Genomic DNA, 18,346 nt, shown 5'->3' with positions numbered 1-18,346 from the left:
GGCCATGCTGATGACCATCGGATGGTTGCTGGCAGCCTTCCTGGTTACCGCACTGCTGGTACGCGCCGCGGTCGGTTACGCGCATCGGCGCGGCATGCTCGACCTGCCCGGACAACGCCGCTCGCATCAGGTGCCGACCCCGCGCGGCGGCGGCATCGGCATCGTCGTCGCCATGCTGGTGTGCCTGCCCGGCGTCGCCTGGAGTCTGCACGCGGCGGTTCCCGCGCCCGGGCTGCTCGGGTTGTCGTGCGTGGCCTTGCTGCTGGTGGCGCTGGCGGGCTGGTGGGACGACCATCATCCGCTTCCGGCCTGGCCGCGACTGGCCGTGCAATTGGTTGCCTGCGCCTTGCTGTGCGTCGGGCTGCAGGCCTGGTCGCCGGCCTGGTGGTGGTTGCCGTTGTTGCTGGTCGGCGGCGCGTGGAGCATCAACCTGCACAACTTCATGGATGGCATCGACGGTTTGCTGGCGCAGCAGGCGGCTTTCGTGGGCGGCGGCCTGGCCGTGCTGGCGTGGGCAGCGAACCTGCCTGCGCTGGCGCTGGCCGCGGCCTGTCTGGCGGCGTCGGCGCTGGCGTTCGGGTGGTTCAACTGGCCGCCGGCGCGGATCTTCCTGGGGGACGTGGGCAGCGGCAGCGTGGGCCTGCTGGTGTTCGCATTCAGTGCGATGCTGTGGCGGGCGAATCCGGCGTGGCTGTGGCCGGCGTTGATCCTGTCGTCGGCGTTCGTGGTGGATGCCAGCCTTACCCTGTTGACGCGGATGTGGCGGGGGCGTCGCTGGTACAGCGCCCACCGTGAACACCTGTATCAATGGCTGGCGCGCCGCGCCGGCAGCCATGCATCGGTGGATGCGGCCTACCTTGGCTGGAACCTGCTGGTAGCGGCCCCGATGACCTGGTTGGCCTGGAGTCATCTGCACGCCGCCTTGGCGATTACCATGGTCGTTTATGCAGGGGCAGCGATCATGTGGTTGTATCTGAAACGTCGCCTGGTGCGGCGCCACCCGAGCAAGGGCCTCCATGTCACTGCGTAAGCTTGTCGGCTTCATTCACCCGCGGGTAGCGGTCGTCGTCCACGATCTGCTGATGGCGGCGCTGGCCTGGTGGATCGCCAAGTGGCTGCGCTACACGCTGCGCCCGGACGAGGTGTTCGGTTTCCAGCTGCTCGAGTTCCCGATTGTGCTGCTGGTGCAGGGGCTGATCTTCCGCTGGACCGGGCTGTACAAGAGCGTCTGGCGCTTCGCCAGCCTGCCGGATCTGGTGAACATCGTGCGTGCCGCGGTCATCGGCACGCTGGCGATCGGACTGTGCCTGTTTCTGTATGACCGCCTGCTGGGCGTACCGCGCTCGGTGTTCGTGTTGTATCCGGGGCTGCTCGCCGTGTTGCTGGGCGGTCCCCGGCTGGCCTATCGCTACTGGAAGGACAGCCGCGCCGATCTGTTCAAGGGGAGCGACGCCAAACGGGTGCTGATCGTGGGCGCCGACCGCGCCGGCGAAGTGCTGTCGCGCGATCTTCGCCGCGACAACCGCTATGCGGTGGTCGGCTTTGTCGACGACGCGCCCAGCCTGCGTGGCGCCAGCATCAACGGTCGCCCGGTGCTGGGCCGGCTCGACGAGCTGCCCGAGCTGGTGCGCAGCGCGGCCGCCGACATGCTGCTGATCGCCATGCCCGGGGCCACGACGGCCGAGATGCGGCGCGTGGTGGCCCTGTGCGACAGCACCGATCTGCCCTACCGCACGGTGCCGCGCATCGAGGACATCGTGGCGGGCCGTGCCCAGCTGAACCAGATCAAGGAGGTGGCGATCGAGGATTTGCTCGGCCGCGACACGGTGGAACTGGACTGGACCGCGATCCGCGAGACCCTGAGCGGGCGGCGCGTGCTGATCACCGGTGGTGGTGGTTCGATCGGCTCGGAACTGTGCCGGCAGGTGGCGCGGCTCGGTGCACAGGCGCTGACCGTGGTGGAGGTGAGCGAGTACAACCTCTACCGGATCACCCAGGAGCTGCGCAACCATTTCCCGGAGCTGATCCTCGACGGCATCCTGGCCAATTGCTGCGACCAGGTGGCGATGCGCAAGGTGTTTGCGGAGGCGCAGCCGCAGGTGGTATTCCACGCCGCGGCGTACAAGCACGTGCCGATGCTGCAAGGCCAGCTGCGCGCCGCGTTCTGCAACAACGCGCTGGGTACCCGCACGGTGGCCGACGCGGCCTGTTCGGTCGGGGTGGCGTGTTTCGTGCTGATCTCCACCGACAAGGCGGTCAACCCCACCAGCGTGATGGGTGCCTGCAAGCGCGTGGCGGAAATCTACTGCCAGAACCTCGACGCGCAGACCGATACCCGCTTCATGACCGTGCGTTTCGGCAACGTGCTGGATTCGGCCGGCTCGGTGGTGCCGCTGTTCCGCCGGCAGATCCGCGACGGCGGCCCGGTCACCGTGACGCACCCGGAAATCTCGCGCTACTTCATGACCATTCCCGAGGCCTGCCAGCTGATCCTGCAGACCGCCAGCATTGGCAAGGGCGGCGAGATCTTCGCGCTCGACATGGGCGAGCCGGTGAAGATCCGCGACCTGGCCGAGCAGATGATCCGCCTCGCCGGCAAGAAGCCGGGCAGCGAGATCCCGATCGTCTACACCGGCCTGCGCGCGGGCGAGAAACTGTTCGAGGAGCTGTTCCATCCGCTGGAGAACTACAGCGCCACCACGCATGCCAAGATTTTCCTGGCGCAGCATCGCGAGGTGTCGTGGGAGTTGCTGCAGGCCCTGCTGCACAAGGCCGCCGAGGCGGCCGACATTTTCAATGAGGAAGAACTTCGCCGCTGCGTGTCCAGCCTGTTGCCCTCGTTCCGCTGGAGCGAAGCGGCGCAGCCTGACAACGTGGTGTCGATCCGCCGTGCCAACCCGGAGATCAATGAGTGAGCAAGCCCCTGCGCAAAGTGGTGTTTCCCGTAGCCGGACTCGGCACGCGCTTCCTGCCGGCGACCAAGGTGGTCGCCAAGGAAATGCTGCCGGTGCTCGACAAGCCGCTGATCCAGTACGCCGTCGACGAAGCGGTGGATGCAGGTGCCGACACCCTGGTGTTCGTCACCAACCGCTACAAGCACGCGATCGCCGACTACTTCGACAAGGCCTACGAGCTGGAATCGAAGCTGCACGAGAAGGGCAAGGCCGAGCTGCTGGCGCTGGTGCAAGGCACCTTGCCGCGGCACGTGCGGGCGATCTTCGTGACCCAGCCCGAGGCGCTCGGCCTGGGCCATGCCGTGCTGTGCGCCAAGCCGGTGGTCGGCGACGAGCCGTTCGGCGTGATCCTGCCTGACGACCTGATCTGGAACGGCGCCGGCAAGGGCGCGCTGCGGCAGATGGCGGAGCTCGCCGAGGCGCAGCAGGCCGGCGTGATCGCGGTGGAGGAAGTGCCGCACACCGACACTGACAAGTACGGCATCGTCGATGCCACACCGGTCGACGATCGCAGCGCCCTGATCCGCCACATGGTCGAGAAGCCCAAGCCGGCCAACGCACCGTCGAACCTGGCCGTGGTCGGCCGCTACGTGTTGCCTGGCCGCATCTTCCAGCTGCTGGAGCAGACCACGCCCGGTGCCGGCGGCGAGATCCAGCTTACTGACGCGATCGACGCGCTGCTGAAAGAGCAAGGCAAGGTGCTGGCCTACCGCTTCGAAGGCACCCGTTTCGATTGCGGCAACAAGGCCGGCCTGGTGCGCGCCACCATGCACATGGCGATGCAGGACCCGAAACTCGCGCCCACCGTGCGAGAGTTCCTCGGCCAGCTTTGAACCACGGCTGCCACGACTTCCTGGCATGAAGGATATGCTTGCCCGGTCACGGACACTGGTGCCGCCTGTCGCTGCAGCATGAAATCCCCCTCGCCCACGTCCTACTACCGCGCCACTGCCACGCCGTACCCGGCCTGGGAGCCGCTTCAGGGCAGCACGCACGCACGTGTTGCCGTGATCGGCGGCGGCTTTGCCGGCTTGAACACCGCGCTGGGCCTGGCCGAGCGCGGCGTGCGCGACGTGGTCCTGCTGGAACGTGAGCAGGTCGGGTTCGGCGCCTCCGGTCGCAATGGCGGTTTCGTCTTCGCCGGCTATTCGCTGGGCGAGCAGGCGCTGCTCGACCAGTTGGGCGAAGCGCGAGCGCAGGCCCTGTTCCAGCTGACCACCGCGGCGGTCGGGCGCATCCGACGACGTGTCGCCGACTACGCCATCCCCTGCGACGCGGTCGACGAAGGCGTGATCTGGGCCAACTGGTTCCGTGACCCCGCGGTGCTGCGCCGGCGCCAGCAACTGCTGGCCGAACACTACGGCGTGAACTGGCAGTGGTTGCCCGAAGCGGAGTTGCGCGCACGCATCCGCAGCGAGCGTTATCACGACGGCCTGTACGAGCGTGATGCGCTGCACCTGCACCCGCTCAACTACGCGATCGGCTTGGCCGCGGCGGCGGCCGAGCAGGGTGTGCGCATCCACGAGCACAGCGGCGTGCGCCGCCTCGCGCGCGAAGGCCGGCAGTGGCGCCTGCGCACGGCGCAAGGTGAGCTGCTGGCCGATGAGGTCGTGCTGGCCTGCGGCGGCTACCTGGCCGGCCTGCAGAAGCCGATCGACCGGGCGATCCTGCCGATCGCCACCTACGTGATGGTGACCGAACCGCTCGGCGATCGACTGGACGAGTGCCTGCACACCCGCGCGGCGATCTACGACAGCCGCTTCGCGTTCGACTATTACCGCGCGCTGCCGGGTACGCGACTGCTGTGGGGTGGGCGCATCTCGGTGCTCAACCGCTCGCCGCGCGGCGTGCAGCGCCTGCTGACGCGGGACCTGCTGCGGGTGTTCCCGCAACTGGCCGGCGTGCGGATCGAGCACGCCTGGTCGGGCCTGATGAGCTACGCACGGCACCAGATGCCGCAGATCGGCGGCAGCGGCGACGGCCTGTGGTGGGCGCAGGCGTTCGGCGGCCACGGCCTGGCCCCGACCTGCGCGGCCGGTGAACTGCTGGCGGCGGCGATCGCCGAGGGCGACGATGGCTGGAAACGTTTTGCCAACTACGGCCTGGGTAGCACCCATCGCCCGTTCGGTTATCTGGCGGCGCAGGCCAGCTACTGGTGGCAGCAGAGCCGCGATTGTCTGAAGACGAGGCTGGAAGGATGAGTGCAGCGAATTGCCCCGAAATCAGCTGGGCCGATTTCGAGAAAGTGCTGGTCGTCGCCGGCACGGTGATCCGGGTCGAACCGTTTCCCGAAGCGCGCAAGCCGGCGTGGAAAGTGTGGGTGGATTTCGGCCCCTACGGCGAGAAGAAGACCAGCGCGCAGATCGCCGCGTTGTACCAGGCCGACGACCTGCTCGGCCGACAGGTCGTGGGCGTGATCAACTTCCCCGAAAAGCAGATCGGCCCGTTCCGCTCGCAATTCCTGCTCACCGGCTTTCCCACCGACGAGGGCGTGGTGCTCACCGCGGTCGAACGCCCGGTGCCGAACGGTACGCGGCTGGCCTGAGCGAGCCGCGCCCGCAATTTGCCAGCGATGCGCCCGCGCCAGCGCCGCGTCGTCGGCGAGCATGACGGCCTCGTCCCCACGGAATCCCCGGCATGAATCCATCTCTCCGCGCGCTATGGTTTGTTGTCACCTTGACGGTGGCGGGTTTCGCGCAAGCGGATGAGGCGCGCTGGAGTGCGCCGCAAAAGCCCTTCCACATTCATGGCAACAGCTGGTACGTGGGCACGCAGGGATTGAGCGCGATCCTGATCACCTCGCCGCAGGGCCATGTGCTGATTGACGGCACGCTGGAAGGCAACGTGCCGCAGATCGAGGCGAACATCCGCGCGCTCGGTTTCCGCTTGCGCGACGTGAAGCTGATCCTCAACTCGCACGCCCACTTCGACCACGCCGGTGGCATCGCGCGTTTGGCACGTGACAGCGGCGCCTCGGTGGCGGCCAGTGCGGCCGGGGCGAAGGAGCTGCGGTCCGGCGGCAACGACCCGGACGATCCGCAGTACGGCATGGCGACACGCTATCCGGCGGTGGCATCGGTGCAAGTGGTCGCCGATGGCGCGGCAGTGCGGGTGGGGCCGATCGCGGTCACGGCGCACTACACGCCCGGCCATACGCCTGGCAGCACGTCCTGGACCTGGCGCTCGTGCGAGCAGGGGCGCTGCCTTGCGCTGGCCTATGTCGACAGCCTCACCGCGCTCAGCCGCGACGGCTTCCGCTACAGCGACGACCCGGCGCGCGTGGCGGCTTTCCGCCGGTCCTTTGCGACCGTCGCCGCGCTACCGTGCGACATCCTGATCACCCCGCATCCCGAAGCCAGCGGCTTCATGCAGAAGATCGCCGCACGCGATCGCGAGCACGACTCCGCGGCCCTGATCGACGCCGGTGCCTGCCGCGCCTATGCCGCGGCGGCGCAGCCGCGTTTCGAGGCGCGGCTGGCACAAGAGCGGCGCGACGCACGCGCAAAGTGAGCTGCCAGCGGCGGGCGCTCAGCGCCCCAGCCACACCTCCAGCCCCTGCGCGTTCAGTTCGATGTCCATGCCCAGCAACTGGCGCAGCGCGTCGCGTCCCTGCTGCCAGCCATGGGCCTCCGCCCGGGCGGCATAGAACCCGATGAGCGATTCCACCAGCACGGCATGCCGCTCGGGCGAGCCGTGCGCGGCGCGGGCGAGGGCCACCATCGCGTCGATCTGCGCATGCAGGTCGGCGGCCAGGCGCTCGACGCTCTCCACCCGGCCGTAATGGGTGAGGTACATCGCCTCGGGTTTCAGCGCGAGCAGCCGCTCGATCGACGCATGCAGCGCCTCCGGATCGAACTGCACCGGCGAGGTGGTGGGCAGGATGAACGGACCGTTCGCGGTGTCGAAGTCGCGATAGGAGAGGCCGAACACGTCGCCAGTGAAAAAGACGTTGGCGCGTGCGTCGTGGATGGCGATGTGGTGGCGCGCGTGGCCCGGCGTATCGAGGCAGCGCAGGGTGCGGCCGGCAAGGTCGACGACGTGGCCGTCCGCCGCCTCGACCACGCGCTCGGCAGGCACCGGCCGCAAGCGTCCATACGTCTGTTCCATCACCGACTCGCCGTAGACCGCACTGGCGCCGGCCCACAGCACACTGGGGTCGATCATGTGGCGCGCTCCGCGCGGATGCACCACCAGCTTCGCGTTCGGCAGTTGCGCGATCAGCTCGCCGGCGCCGCCGGCGTGGTCCAGGTGCACATGGGTGAGGATCAGCCAGTCGACGTCCGCCGGTGCGATGCCGGCCTCATCCAGTGCCGCCAGCATGCGCGGCACGGCGAAGTTGGTGCCGCAGTCGATGAAGGCACCGCGGCCGTTCTCCACGATGAGGTAGGCCGCATCGAACCGCGGTCGCACGAAGCCGGTGTCGATGGTGTGGATGCCGTGGGTGGGTGTCATGTCTGCCTCGCGAACCGGACGATCCGACGAGGGTAGCAAGCCGCGGCGGTGCGGGCACCTGCACCATGGTCGAGCGCGGGAACCTTTGGGCAACCCGCCGCATCGGATCGAATGTTGCTCACTTCATCAACGTGCCAATCGGGGGAACGACATGCTGCTCTATGCGATTCTGGTTTTTGCGATCGCCGCCATCGGCGGCCTGGTGCTGGCTTCCAGCGTGCTGCGCGGCAAGCTGGCGCCGTGGGCAATTTCCTTGCTGCACGCGCTGCTGGGCGCCAGCGGCCTGGTGCTGCTGATCCTGGTGGTGCTGCAGGGTGCGGCGCCGGCGCGGCTCACCGCGGCGCTGGCCCTGCTGGTACTGGCCGCGCTGGGCGGTTTCTTCCTCGCCTCGTTCCATCTGCGCCAGCAGGTTGCGCCGAAGGCCGTGGTGTTGGTGCACGCCGGCGTCGCGGTGGCGGGTTTCCTGACCCTGCTCAGCCTGCTGCTGGCCTGAGTCGCTGCCATGCGCCATCCGCTGCATCCGGCCCTGGTGCATTTTCCGATCGCCTGCTGGTCGCTGGCCACCGCGACGGACCTGGCCAGCCTGGCCTGGGGCGAACCGGCGTGGCGCTTCGCCGGGGTGTTGCTGCTGGCGGGGATCGGCTTCTCGATCCCCGCCATGCTGGCCGGCCTGCTCGAACTGGCCAAGGTCGCCGAAGACAACCCGGCGCTCAAGGACGTCAACCGCCACATGCTGATGGTGATGGGCGCGCTCTGCTGCTACGTGGCCAGCCTGTTCCTGCGCCTGCACGGCACGCATTTCATCGCGCCGGGCCTGCTGGCGATCGCTCTGAGCGTGTCGGGTTTCCTGTGCTTGGCCGTGGCCGGCTGGCTGGGCGGCAAGCTGGTGTACGGACACCGGCTCGGCGTCAGCCCGCCCGACGAAACGTGAGATTGATGCGGGTCTCGCCCAGCAGCGGGTGATGATTCGGCTTCAGCGGCAGCACGCCGTGATAGCGCAGCCGCGCCGGACCGCCCCACACGACCACGTCGCCGTGCGCCAGCGGCACGCGTTGCGCGCGGTCCGCGCGCTGCAGGCCGCCGAACAGGAACACGGCCGGGATGCCCAGCGAGACCGACACGATCGGCTGGCCCAGGTCGCGCTCGTCGCGGTCCTGGTGCAGGCTCAACCGGGCGCCGGCCTCGTAGCGGTTGAGCAGGCAGGCATCCGGCACGAAGCCGGCGAAACCGGCGTGCGCCGCCGCGGCATCGGCCAGTTGCAGGAAGACCGCCGGCATCGGTGGCCAGGGCCGGCCGCTGTCCGGGTCGATCGGGTCGTAGCGGTAGCCACGACGATCGCTGACCCAGCCCAGCGGCCCCGCATTGGTCATCGCCACCGACATGCGCAAGCCACCGGGCGTGACCAGGTGGCGGAACGGTGCCTGCGCCGTGATCGCCTCGAGCGCCTGCAACAACGCTGCCTCGCTGGCCAGGGCAAAGCCGCGCAACACCATTGCGCCCTCGCACAGCGGCAGGTCCCGACGGAAAGGGGCGGGCGCAGCGGCGAACAGGTCGGTGCTGATCATGTGGCGTCGTGAAAGATGATGCCGAGCGTGTGGCGGCGCCCGCTGCGCACGCGGCTGACGCCGTGGCGCAGGTTCACCCGGTAGCTGCCGCGCCTGCCCTGCAGCGGCCGCTGATGCACCGCGAACAGCACCGCATCGCCCTGGCGCAGCGGCACCACCTCGACGCGCGACTGCATGCGCGGGCGCTGCTCGGTCAGCACGAACTCGCCGCCGCTGAAATCGCGCCCCGGCTCCGACAGCAGGATCGCCAGCTGCAGCGGAAACACGTGCTCGCCATACAGATCCTGGTGCAGGCAGTTGTAGTCGCCCGCGCCGTACTGCAGCAGCAACGGGGTGGGGCGCCGCTGGCCGGCGGCGTGGCAGCGCGCGATGAATTCGGCATGTGAGGCGGGGTAGCGCACGGGCAGTCCCATCGACGCGTTCCAGCGATTCGCGATCGGCGCCAGCTGCGGGTAGACCGCGTCGCGCAGCTCGGCTACCCGTTCGGGCAACGGGTAGTTGAAGTAGCGGTATTCGCCCTGGCCGAAGCCGTGGCGACCCATCACCACGCGGCTGCGGAAGCGTCCGTCGTCCGCGTACATGCTTGCCAGCGCCGCGCACTCCTGCGGCGACAGCAGGGCCTCCAGCATCGCGCAGCCGTGCGCGTCGAGTTCATCGGTGATCCAGGCCCAGTCGTACACCTGCAGCCGCGGGTCGGCCTCGGGGGCAGGACGCAACCGCGCATTCATGCCTGCGCCTCGCGCTCCAGCAGCGCGCGCTTGCGCTGCACGCCCCAGCGGTAGCCGGACAGGCCGCCGTCGTTGCGCACCACGCGGTGACACGGGATCGCCACGGCCAGCAGGTTGCTGGCGCAGGCCTGCGCCACCGCCCGCGTGGCCTTGGGCGAACCGATGCGCCGCGCGATCTCGCTGTAGCTGGCGGTGCTGCCGGCCGGGATCTCGCGCAGCGCCCGCCACACGCGCTGCTGGAACGCGGTGCCGCGCACGTCCAAGGGCAGGTCCAGGCCGATCGCCGGCGCCTCGACGAAGCCGACCACCTGCGCCACCAGTTGCTCGTAGTCGTGGTCGCCGCCGATCAGCCTGGCCTTGGGGAAGCGATCCTGCAGATTGCGCGCCAGCGCGTCCGGATCGTCGCCGAGCAGGATCGCGCACACACCGTGTTCGCTCTGCGCCACCAGGATCGCGCCCAGCGAGCATTCGCCGATGGCGAAGCGGATCTCGCTGTCGGCGCCGCCGGCGCGATAGCGGGAGGGCGTCATGCCCAGCACCTGGTTGGCGGTTTCGTAGAAACGGCTGCTGGCGTTGTAGCCCGCGTCGAAGATCGCCTCGGTCACCGACGCGCCGCGCTCCAGTTCGTTGCGTACGCGACGGCTGCGATGCGCCGTCGCGTACTGCTTCGGGGTCACGCCGGTGACGGCCTTGAACACGCGGTGGAAGTGGAACGGGCTGAGCCCGGTCGGTTGTGCCAGCTGCTCCAGCGTGGGCGTCGTCTCGGCCTGCTCGATCGCGCGGCAGGCGGCGGTGACCATCGCCGCATGCTGTTCCGCCAGCGACAGCTGGTCGGGCCGGCAGCGCCTGCACGGGCGAAAGCCGGCGCGCTCCGCCTCGGCGGCGGTGGCGTGGAACGCCACGTTTTCCGGCCGCGCGGCGCGCGCCGCGCAGGAGGGGCGGCAGTACACGCCGGTGCTGCGCACCGAATAGAAGAAGCTGCCGTCGGCATGCGCGTCGCGCGCCTGCACGGCGGCCCAGCGCGGGTCGGCGAGGGTGGCGGCACGTGCGGCCTGTTTCTCGGGAGTTTTCATGGCTGTTCCTTCCGTCGGATTATCGCTCAAGGCGCAATCTACGGACCGGCAGCCACCGCGGCACTCCGGGTCTTGCGATCGAATTGGAGCTGGCCGTGCCGGCGCCCGCCGGGGCGTCGGCACCGGGCGCCACGCGTGCCCGCATGCGCGAAGCTCAGGGCGCGGTATCGACCAGCACCAGCTCGGCGTCTTCCAGCGCGGTGACCTTCAGCGTCGACTCCTGGCGGATCGCGGCGCCGTCGCGGGCGTCCAGTTGCACGCCGTTGAGGTCCACCTTGCCGGTGGCCGGTACCAGGTAGGCGTAGCGGCCGGGGGCCAGCAGGTACTCGGTGCTTTCGCCGGCCTTCAGCGTGGCGCCCAGCACGCGCGCATCGGTGCGCAGCGGCAGCGCCTCGGTATCGTCCTTGAAGCCGCTGGCCAGTGCCACGAAGCGCCCGGAACGATCGCCCCTGGGAAACGGCCGCGCGCCCCACGACGGCGGCTGGCCGTTCTCGTCGGGGATGATCCAGATCTGGAAGATGCGCGTGGTCACATCCTCCCGGTTGTACTCGCTGTGGGTGATGCCGCTGCCGGCGCTCATCACCTGCACGTCGCCGGCCTCGGTGCGGCCGGCGTTGCCCAGGCTGTCCTGGTGGCTGATCGCGCCTTCGCGCACGTAGGTGATGATCTCCATGTCCGCGTGCGGGTGCGGCGGGAAGCCGGTCTGCGGCGCGATGGTGTCGTCGTTCCACACGCGCAGCGCGCCCCAGCCCATGCGATTCGCGTCGTGGTAGCCGGCGAAGGAGAAATGGTGTTTGGCGTTGAGCCAGCCGTGGTCGGCTCCGCCCAGGCGGTCGAAGGGTCTGCGTTCAATCACGGCGTTGCTCCTCATGCTTGATCGCGCCGGATGGCGCCTGTCCGCAAGATAAGGCTACGCAGTGCCGTCTGAAACCGGCGCGAAGGAAACGGATTGTCGTCGCTCCGGCACCAGTGGCTCACCAGTCGGTGGGGCGGTAGTCCTTCAGGAACTGGCCCCACACGTGCTCGCCGGTGTTGATGCCGTGGATGATCGGGTCGACGATGCGCGCGGCGCCGTCGACGATGTCCAGCGGCGGGTGGAAGCGTTCCTCGCGCACCTTCTTCGCGGCCAGTTCCGCGGGGTCCTCGTCGGTCACCCAGCCGGTGTCGACGCTGTTCATGTGGATGCCGTCGTTGTGGTAATCGGTGGCCGCGGTGCGCGTCATCATGTTCAGCGCGGCCTTGGCCATGTTGGTGTGCGGGTGGCGGGTGGTCTTGAAGCTGCGGTAGAACTGGCCCTCCATCGCCGACACGTTGACGATGTGCTTGTCGCGCTCGGGCGTGCGCAGCATCAGCGGCTTCAGCCGCGCGTTGATGATGAACGGCGCGATCGCGTTGACCAACTGCACCTCCAGCAATTCGACCGACGGCACCTCGGCCATCAGCAGCCGCCATGAATTGCGCTGGCGCAGGTCGACCTGCTGCAGGTCCTGATCCAGTCGGCCCTCGGGAAACAGGTGGCTCTGCGCCAGCAGTTCTTCCGGCAGCAGCGGCAGCTGCGACAGCTCGGCGGCGCGGCTCAGCCCGGGCAGGTCGGCGCCGCGACTGGCCAGCGCGCTGCTGCCGGGCAGGATCTCCGCGCCGCGCAGGCCTTCGTAATGGCCGACCAGCCGGCGCACGTGCACGGGCAGCTCGTGCAGCGCAGCGATCTCGCCTTCCATCATGTGTGCGTAGAAATCCGGCGGGCGGCGCACGGTCTGGCAGGCGTTGTTGATGATGAAGTCCAGCCGCGGCCGGGTCGCCACCAGCTCCTGGCAGAACGCCTCGACGCTGGGCGTGTGGCGCAGGTCGAGGCCGTAGACCTGCAGGCGGTGGCCCCAGTCGGCGAAGTCCGGCTCGGCCGCGTAGCGCGCCGCCGAGTCGCGCGGGAAGCGCGTGGTGACGATCAGCTCGGCGCCGGCACGCAGCAGCTTCAGGCCGGCCTGGTAGCCGATCTTCACGCGGCCGCCGGTGAGCAGCGCCACGCGACCGCGCAGGTCGGCCAGTTCGCTGCGCTTGGCGTAGTTGAACGCGGCGCACTCCGGGCACAGCTGGTCGTAGAAGAAGTGGATGGCCGTGTATTTCCGCTTGCACACGTAGCAGTGCTTCGGCTCGACTGACTCGCGCGGCTGCGCGGCGTCGGCCGCGGGCGGCACGTCGTGCGGCAGGAAACCTTCCGGCGCGAACGCGTTCGGCGTGGTGAACACCGGCTTGCGGCGCAAGGCGCGGATGCCGGTCTCGTTCAGCACAGTGTCTTCGGCCTGGATGCGCGCGGCGTGGCGTTGTTTCTCCGCGGCCTTGAGGCGAATCCGGCGCGCGCCCGGTTCGGGGTGGTACATCCGCGCCACGGCCTGGTGCAGCTGTTGGCGTTCCGCGACGGGCAGCCGCTCGAGCAGCCCGCGGTCGTCGGCAATGGTCTGCAGCAGCCGGATGGCGGCACGCGCCTGCGCCAGCAGTTCGGCGTCCGTTTCGTCGGCAGGGGGCGGGCAGGTCGTGGTCATGAGGGCGTCGGTCGTGGTCGAACAGGGCATCGCCGGCGCGCTGCGGGCCGGGTCGCACGCGGGTTGCGCGAGAAGCGAGCCGCCCATGATGCCTGTTTTTGCGCCAATCGCGGTAATCGGGTGTCGACGGGATCAACCCCGGAATGAGCTCTGTGCCACATTTCGTGCCTTCGACGTGTGCCATCGTGAGCGCGAGGCCGCCTGGTGAGGGCGGTCAGTCCATCAGATCCGGGGCATCGCGGCAGGACATTCGCATCAGCCCCGGCAAACAGGTCGGTTTGTGCGCAAGTCCAGTTCAGTTTTCCTCGCCCATTTCGGTCCATCGGTGATCGGCAACCCCGGGTCCCGCCTTCGTTTTCTTTTCCTGCCGGCGCGCGAGGCTTGCGACCGGCATGCGACTTACCACGGCCATCTGGTCAAGGCCGAAATCCTGCTCGACCGCATCGCCGCCGCCCAGACGGCCGGGTTGCGCGCGGTTGCGCCGGCACTGGACGATGCGGACGAAGCGCGCGCCACGGTCAAGCCGCCACGCGACCTGTTTTCCCCCACCACGCTCGAATATCGCCGCTGGTACACGCCGGATGGCAGCGCGCGGGCGCAACCGTTGACGCGTGAGGCGCTGGCCGGCCTGCTGGGCGCGGATGGCTTGTCGCCGCGCGAGGCACTGGACCGCGCCACCCACCGTTCGCATGCATTGCCTGCGGCGGATCAGGCATGGCTGATCCGCCGACGCAGCCTGCCGGTGCAGCAGCGTCCGCTGAATCGCCGCGAGTTCCACGAGCTGGTCGACGCGCTCGACGGTGCCTGGCAGGCCCCGGCCGGTGCGCCGGAGGTGACGCGCCACAACCGGCGGCTTGCGCTGCAGGTGGCAACGTCGCTGGCCGGCATGCTCGATGAACATGTCGCGCCGCCGTTCCGCGTCGAGGCATTGAACGAGGCGTTCAACGAACGTCTGCTGGTCCACCTGCGCCAGAGCATCGACGCATTTTGCCGGGCCAACGCAGTCTGCGCGGTGCTGCTGGCGGGGCCCAAGGCGTGGTTTGCCGCCAAGGCCGCCCGCATGCGTGCCGAACATCAGGTCGCGCTGGTGTTGTCGACGCGCGCGCACTCCAGCGGGGGCGGTCCGCGTGCCGGGAACGCGCAGCCCGCGGGCATGCCGCGGGCTGCAACCGGCTGAGCCTGCCCTTCGGGCTCAGGCCTCGGCAGCTTCCTTGTACGCATCCACCGGGATGCACGCACACATGATGTGCTTGTCGCCGTAGACGTTGTCGACGCGGGCGACCGGCGGCCAGTACTTCTGCAGCTTCAGGCTGGCCAGCGGGAAGGCGGCCAGTTCGCGCGGGTAGGCGTGGGTCCACTCGCTGGCGCTGACCATGGTGGCGGTGTGCGGGGCGTTCTTCAGCGGGTTGTCCTCGCGGTCCAGCTTGCCTTCCTCGATCGCGCGGATCTCGTCGCGGATCTGGATCATCGCGTCGATGAAGCGGTCCAGCTCGACCTGCGATTCGCTCTCGGTCGGTTCCACCATCAAGGTGCCGGACACCGGGAAGCTCAGCGTCGGCGCGTGGAAGCCGAAGTCGATCAGCCGCTTCGCCACGTCCTCGGCGCCGATGCCGGTGGCGTCCTTGAGCGGGCGCAGGTCGAGGATGCACTCGTGCGCCACCAGCCCGTTGCGACCGGTGTACAGGGTGGGGTAGTGCGCTTCGAGCCGCTTGGCGATGTAGTTGGCGTTGAGCAGGGCCACTTGCGTTGCCTTGCGCAGGCCCTGCTGGCCCATCATGACGATGTACATCCAGCTGATCGGCAGGATCGAGGCGCTGCCGAAGCTTGCCGCAGAAACCATGCCGACCGGGCTTTCCTCGCCGAACTTCCTCGGCAGGAACGGGGCGAGGTGCGACTTCACCGCGCACGGGCCGACGCCCGGGCCGCCGCCACCGTGCGGGATGCAGAAGGTCTTGTGCAGGTTCAGGTGCGAGACGTCCGAGCCCCACTTGCCGGGCTTGGCCACGCCGACCAGCGCGTTCATGTTGGCGCCGTCGGTGTACACCTGGCCGCCGTGCGCGTGGACGATGTCGCAGATGGCGACGATGTCTTCCTCGAACACGCCGTGGGTGGACGGGTAGGTGATCATCAGCGCGGCGAGGCGATCGGAATGCTGCTCGGCGGCGCGGCGGATGTCCTCCACGTCGACGTTGCCGTTGGCGTCGCACTTGGTCACCACCACGCTCATGCCGCACAGGTGCGCGGAGGCCGGGTTGGTGCCGTGGGCGGATTCGGGGATCAGGCAGATGTCGCGATGCGCGTCGCCGCGCGAGCGGTGGTAGGCGCGGATCGCCAGCAGGCCGGCGTACTCGCCCTGCGCGCCGGAGTTCGGCTGCAGGCTCACCGCGTCGTAGCCGGTGCATTCGACCAGCATCGCTTCCAGGCCGTCGATCAGTTCCTTGTAGCCCTGCGCCTGGGCGGCCGGCGCCAGCGGATGGATGTTGGCGAATTCCGGCCAGGTGACCGGGATCATCTCGGCGGTGGCGTTGAGCTTCATGGTGCACGAGCCCAGCGGGATCATCGTGCGATCCATCGCCAGGTCCTTGTCGGCCAGCGCGCGCATGTAGCGCAGCAACTCGTGCTCGCTGTGGTGCGTGTTGAACACCGGGTGGGTGAGGAAGTCGCTCTTGCGCAGCAGCGTGCGTGGCAGCGCGTCGTGGACTTCGGCATCGAGCGCGTCGATGTCGATCGCGGCACCGAACAGGCCCGCCAGTGCGACGACGTCGGTGCGGGTGGTGGTCTCGTCAAGGCTGATGCCGAGGCTGCTGGCGTCCAGCTCGCGCAGGTTGATGCCTGCAGCGCGGGCCTTGGCATGGACAGCGGCGGCGTCGATGCCGGTGATGTGCAGCGTATCGAAGAAATCGCCGCCCACCTTCACGCCGGCCCGACGCAGCGCGACGGTCAGGATCGCGGCCAGGCGATGCGTGCGGCGCGCAATGCGGGTGAGCCCGGCGGGGCCGTGGTAGACCGCGTACATGCTGGCCATCACCGCCAGCAGCACCTGCGCGGTGCAGATGTTGGAGGTGGCCTTCTCGCGGCGGATGTGCTGCTCGCGCGTCTGCAGGGTGAGGCGGTAGGCCGCCTTGCCCTCGGTGTCGATCGACACGCCGATCAGGCGGCCCGGCATCGAGCGCTTGTACGCGTCGCGGCAGGCCATGAACGCGGCGTGCGGGCCGCCGAAGCCGAACGGCACGCCGAAGCGCTGCGAGTTGCCCACCACGATGTCCGCGCCCCATTCGCCGGGCGCGGCGATCAGGGTCAGCGCGAGCAGGTCGGTGGCGACCGCGACCACGCCGCCGCGCGCGTGCACGGCGTCGGCGATCGCCTGGTAATCGTTGATGCTGCCGAAGGTGTCCGGGTACTGCAGCAGCACGCCGAACGCATCGGTGCCGGCCGCGTCGCCATCGGCGCCGACCACCAGTTCGATGCCCAGCGGTTCGGCGCGCGTGCGCACCACTTGCAGCGTCTGCGGGTGCACGCCGCTGGACACGAAGAACACGTTCGACTTCGACTTGCACGAGCGCTTGGCCAGGGTCATCGCCTCGGCCGCGGCGGTGGCCTCGTCCAGCAGCGAGGCGTTGGCGATCTCCATCCCGGTGAGGTCGGCGCACATCGTCTGGAAGTTGATCAGCGCCTCCATGCGACCCTGCGAGATCTCCGCCTGGTACGGCGTGTACGCGGTGTACCAGGCCGGGTTCTCCAGGATGTTGCGCAGGATGACGTTCGGCGTCAGCGTGCCGTAATAGCCCTGGCCGATGAAGCTGCGGAACACCTGGTTCTTGCCGGCGATCGCGCGGATCCTGGTCAGCGCGGCCTCCTCGGTGATCGCTTCGGGCAAGGCCAGCGGGGCGGCGGACTTGATCGAGCCGGGAACGATGGCGTCGGTCATCGACTCCAGCGAATCGTGGCCGATCACGCGCAGCATCTGTGCGATCTCGGCGTCGTCCGGACCGATGTGGCGTTCGATGAACGCGCCGTGGTGTTCGAGGTCGCGCAGGGAGGTCGGGTTCTTCGAGGTCATGAAAGGGCATCCGCAGACAACGTGCCGTGCCGCACGTGGGGCGCCCCTCTGTCCTTTTGCCTGAGAGTTTGGAAACGCGGCGGCGTTTCGTGCCCCTTCGGCGGCGGATTCAACCGCTCTCTCCAGAGTGTTGACGCGTGGTGGTGTGGGGCCTGAGCGATTACGGGCGTTGCGTCTTCGGCAGCCGGTGCTCCGGTCGGGAGCGCGCGGCTTCTCCCACCATGCGTTTTACCCCGACGATTATACAGGTCGGGCACGTGTGCGGCGGGCGCGGTTCAGGTGGAACCGGCACTATGCTTGGCGCCCCGTCCAGTGGAGGAACCCGCATGCTCCGCATCGGCGAGATCGACCACGTGGTGTTGCGCGCCATCGACCCGGTGGCCATGCAGCGCTTCTATTGCGACGTACTGGGTTGCCGCGAGGAGCGGCGCCAGGACGAGATCGGCCTGGTGCAACTGCGTGCCGGCGCCTCGCTGATCGACCTGGTGGCTATCGACGGCAAGCTCGGCCGTCTTGGCGGCGCTGCACCCGCGGCGCAGGGCCACAACATGGATCACCTGTGCCTGCGCGTGGAGGATTATGACGAGGCGGCGATCCTGGCCCATCTGCGCGCGCACGGCGTGCGTATCGGCGAGTCGGGTTCGCGCTATGGCGCACGCGGCGAGGGCCCGTCGATCTACCTTTACGACCCGCAGGGCAACATGATCGAGCTGAAGGGGCCGGCAATCGCTTGAAGCGCGAAGAACTGCGCTCCCCGCACGCTCAGGGTGAGCGGTGTGGGCCGGAAGGCGGCCTTCCCGACTTCAATGCAGGCCCGGAAAAGACGAAGGCCGCCTTGAAAGGCGGCCTTCGTTTACAATTGGTGCCCAGAAGAGGACTCGAACCTCCACGGAGTTGCCCCCGCTAGCACCTGAAGCTAGTGCGTCTACCAATTCCGCCACCTGGGCAAGGTGCCACACCGCTCAGCGAGCTGCGTG

17 protein-coding genes, 1 tRNA gene and 1 riboswitch are annotated in these 18,346 nt (G+C 68.8%); of the genes, 10 read left to right on the top strand and 8 right to left on the bottom strand.

Features of this window, described 5'->3' with window-relative positions:
- Nucleotides 1-4: 4 nt before the first annotated feature.
- The 6 genes from ACVCMG_RS03085 to bla all read left to right on the top strand — a co-directional run bounded on the left by ACVCMG_RS03085 (nt 5) and on the right by bla (nt 6,464).
- Entirely contained in the window at nt 5-1,030 is a 1,026-nt protein-coding gene (locus tag ACVCMG_RS03085; protein ID WP_447099459.1) for an MraY family glycosyltransferase, read from the top strand.
- Nucleotides 1,017-2,915: a polysaccharide biosynthesis protein gene (locus ACVCMG_RS03080; protein ID WP_447099050.1), complete on the top strand. Its 1,899-nt coding sequence runs from the start codon at nt 1,017-1,019 to the stop codon at nt 2,913-2,915. Before ACVCMG_RS03085 ends, ACVCMG_RS03080 begins: the two co-directional genes overlap by 14 nt.
- A complete protein-coding gene (galU, locus tag ACVCMG_RS03075) occupies nt 2,912-3,787 on the top strand; it encodes a UTP--glucose-1-phosphate uridylyltransferase GalU (RefSeq protein WP_447114851.1) in 876 nt (291 codons plus the stop codon). Before ACVCMG_RS03080 ends, galU begins: the two co-directional genes overlap by 4 nt.
- A 78-nt stretch (nt 3,788-3,865) precedes the next feature.
- Nucleotides 3,866-5,155 (top strand): NAD(P)/FAD-dependent oxidoreductase, encoded by a 1,290-nt coding sequence (locus ACVCMG_RS03070; RefSeq protein ID WP_447114850.1) that lies wholly within the window; start codon nt 3,866-3,868, stop codon nt 5,153-5,155.
- Nucleotides 5,152-5,499, top strand: coding sequence for a tRNA-binding protein (locus tag ACVCMG_RS03065; RefSeq protein WP_395118170.1), 348 nt, complete (start codon nt 5,152-5,154; stop codon nt 5,497-5,499). The genes ACVCMG_RS03070 and ACVCMG_RS03065 overlap by 4 nt, the downstream gene beginning before the upstream one ends.
- 92 nt (nt 5,500-5,591) lie before the next feature.
- On the top strand, nt 5,592-6,464 hold the full coding sequence (bla, locus tag ACVCMG_RS03060) for a subclass B3 metallo-beta-lactamase (RefSeq protein WP_447099048.1): 873 nt from the start codon (nt 5,592-5,594) through the stop codon (nt 6,462-6,464).
- Between the two features lie 18 nt (nt 6,465-6,482).
- Here bla and ACVCMG_RS03055 read toward each other — a convergent pair whose 3' ends face one another.
- Nucleotides 6,483-7,406: an MBL fold metallo-hydrolase gene (locus ACVCMG_RS03055; RefSeq protein WP_447106023.1), complete on the bottom strand. Its 924-nt coding sequence runs from the start codon at nt 7,404-7,406 to the stop codon at nt 6,483-6,485.
- Between the two features lie 151 nt (nt 7,407-7,557).
- On the opposite strand from ACVCMG_RS03055, the gene ACVCMG_RS03050 reads away from it, so the two are divergent.
- A complete protein-coding gene (locus ACVCMG_RS03050; RefSeq protein ID WP_447114849.1) occupies nt 7,558-7,899 on the top strand; it encodes a hypothetical protein in 342 nt (113 codons plus the stop codon).
- A gap of 9 nt (nt 7,900-7,908) precedes the next feature.
- Nucleotides 7,909-8,337 carry a DUF2231 domain-containing protein gene (locus ACVCMG_RS03045; protein WP_447106024.1) on the top strand — a complete coding sequence of 143 codons (429 nt, stop codon included), beginning with the start codon at nt 7,909-7,911 and terminating at the stop codon, nt 8,335-8,337.
- On the opposite strand, the gene alkB is transcribed toward ACVCMG_RS03045, so the two are convergent.
- The 5 genes from alkB to ACVCMG_RS03020 all read right to left on the bottom strand — a co-directional run bounded on the left by alkB (nt 8,315) and on the right by ACVCMG_RS03020 (nt 13,309).
- Nucleotides 8,315-8,971, bottom strand: a complete 657-nt coding sequence (gene alkB, locus ACVCMG_RS03040) for a DNA oxidative demethylase AlkB (protein WP_447106025.1) — start codon at nt 8,969-8,971, stop codon at nt 8,315-8,317. The two genes, ACVCMG_RS03045 and alkB, sit on opposite strands and share 23 nt — an antisense overlap.
- Complete coding sequence (locus ACVCMG_RS03035) at nt 8,968-9,699, bottom strand: 2OG-Fe(II) oxygenase (RefSeq protein ID WP_447114848.1); 732 nt, start codon at nt 9,697-9,699, stop codon at nt 8,968-8,970. The genes alkB and ACVCMG_RS03035 overlap by 4 nt, the downstream gene beginning before the upstream one ends.
- Nucleotides 9,696-10,772 (bottom strand): bifunctional DNA-binding transcriptional regulator/O6-methylguanine-DNA methyltransferase Ada, encoded by a 1,077-nt coding sequence (gene ada / locus ACVCMG_RS03030; protein ID WP_447114847.1) that lies wholly within the window; start codon nt 10,770-10,772, stop codon nt 9,696-9,698. The genes ACVCMG_RS03035 and ada overlap by 4 nt, the downstream gene beginning before the upstream one ends.
- Before the next feature lie 154 nt (nt 10,773-10,926).
- The gene (locus tag ACVCMG_RS03025) at nt 10,927-11,628 is read right to left on the bottom strand and encodes a pirin family protein (RefSeq protein WP_447114846.1); all 702 of its coding nucleotides are present in this window, start codon (nt 11,626-11,628) and stop codon (nt 10,927-10,929) included.
- A 118-nt stretch (nt 11,629-11,746) separates the two neighbouring features.
- A complete protein-coding gene (locus tag ACVCMG_RS03020; RefSeq protein WP_447114845.1) occupies nt 11,747-13,309 on the bottom strand; it encodes an SDR family NAD(P)-dependent oxidoreductase in 1,563 nt (520 codons plus the stop codon).
- A 280-nt stretch (nt 13,310-13,589) separates the two neighbouring features.
- Here ACVCMG_RS03020 and ACVCMG_RS03015 point away from each other — a divergent pair, with 280 nt between their 5' ends.
- On the top strand, nt 13,590-14,486 hold the full coding sequence (locus ACVCMG_RS03015; RefSeq protein ID WP_447114844.1) for a hypothetical protein: 897 nt from the start codon (nt 13,590-13,592) through the stop codon (nt 14,484-14,486).
- Between the two features lie 15 nt (nt 14,487-14,501).
- Here the strand turns inward: ACVCMG_RS03015 and gcvP are convergent, their stop codons facing one another.
- On the bottom strand, nt 14,502-17,369 hold the full coding sequence (gene gcvP, locus ACVCMG_RS03010) for an aminomethyl-transferring glycine dehydrogenase (protein ID WP_447114843.1): 2,868 nt from the start codon (nt 17,367-17,369) through the stop codon (nt 14,502-14,504).
- 38 nt (nt 17,370-17,407) lie between these two features.
- Nucleotides 17,408-17,505, bottom strand: a riboswitch (glycine riboswitch).
- 190 nt (nt 17,506-17,695) lie between these two features.
- On the opposite strand from gcvP, the gene ACVCMG_RS03005 reads away from it, so the two are divergent.
- Nucleotides 17,696-18,103, top strand: coding sequence for a VOC family protein (locus ACVCMG_RS03005; protein ID WP_447114842.1), 408 nt, complete (start codon nt 17,696-17,698; stop codon nt 18,101-18,103).
- Between the two features lie 126 nt (nt 18,104-18,229).
- Here the strand turns inward: ACVCMG_RS03005 and ACVCMG_RS03000 are convergent.
- A tRNA-Leu gene (locus tag ACVCMG_RS03000) sits at nt 18,230-18,316 on the bottom strand.
- Nucleotides 18,317-18,346 lie beyond the last annotated feature (30 nt).

This window comes from Rhodanobacter sp. UC4451_H18 (assembly GCF_052978225.1).
The sequence above is the reverse complement of the archived record's forward strand: the minus strand, read 5'-3'. Positions and strand labels throughout refer to the sequence as shown.

Excerpts from the sequence above, each read along its gene's own strand:
- ACVCMG_RS03085 (WP_447099459.1), top strand. The coding sequence starts at position 5 with ATGCTGATGACCATCGGATGGTTGCTGGCAGCCTTCCTGGTTACCGCA.
- ACVCMG_RS03080 (WP_447099050.1), top strand. The coding sequence starts at position 1,017 with ATGTCACTGCGTAAGCTTGTCGGCTTCATTCACCCGCGGGTAGCGGTC.
- ACVCMG_RS03070 (WP_447114850.1), top strand. The coding sequence starts at position 3,866 with ATGAAATCCCCCTCGCCCACGTCCTACTACCGCGCCACTGCCACGCCG.
- ACVCMG_RS03065 (WP_395118170.1), top strand. The coding sequence starts at position 5,152 with ATGAGTGCAGCGAATTGCCCCGAAATCAGCTGGGCCGATTTCGAGAAA.
- bla (WP_447099048.1), top strand. The coding sequence starts at position 5,592 with ATGAATCCATCTCTCCGCGCGCTATGGTTTGTTGTCACCTTGACGGTG.
- ACVCMG_RS03055 (WP_447106023.1), bottom strand. The coding sequence starts at position 7,406 with ATGACACCCACCCACGGCATCCACACCATCGACACCGGCTTCGTGCGA.
- ACVCMG_RS03050 (WP_447114849.1), top strand. The coding sequence starts at position 7,558 with ATGCTGCTCTATGCGATTCTGGTTTTTGCGATCGCCGCCATCGGCGGC.
- ACVCMG_RS03045 (WP_447106024.1), top strand. The coding sequence starts at position 7,909 with ATGCGCCATCCGCTGCATCCGGCCCTGGTGCATTTTCCGATCGCCTGC.
- alkB (WP_447106025.1), bottom strand. The coding sequence starts at position 8,971 with ATGATCAGCACCGACCTGTTCGCCGCTGCGCCCGCCCCTTTCCGTCGG.
- ACVCMG_RS03035 (WP_447114848.1), bottom strand. The coding sequence starts at position 9,699 with ATGAATGCGCGGTTGCGTCCTGCCCCCGAGGCCGACCCGCGGCTGCAG.
- ada (WP_447114847.1), bottom strand. The coding sequence starts at position 10,772 with ATGAAAACTCCCGAGAAACAGGCCGCACGTGCCGCCACCCTCGCCGAC.
- ACVCMG_RS03020 (WP_447114845.1), bottom strand. The coding sequence starts at position 13,309 with ATGACCACGACCTGCCCGCCCCCTGCCGACGAAACGGACGCCGAACTG.
- gcvP (WP_447114843.1), bottom strand. The coding sequence starts at position 17,369 with ATGACCTCGAAGAACCCGACCTCCCTGCGCGACCTCGAACACCACGGC.
- ACVCMG_RS03005 (WP_447114842.1), top strand. The coding sequence starts at position 17,696 with ATGCTCCGCATCGGCGAGATCGACCACGTGGTGTTGCGCGCCATCGAC.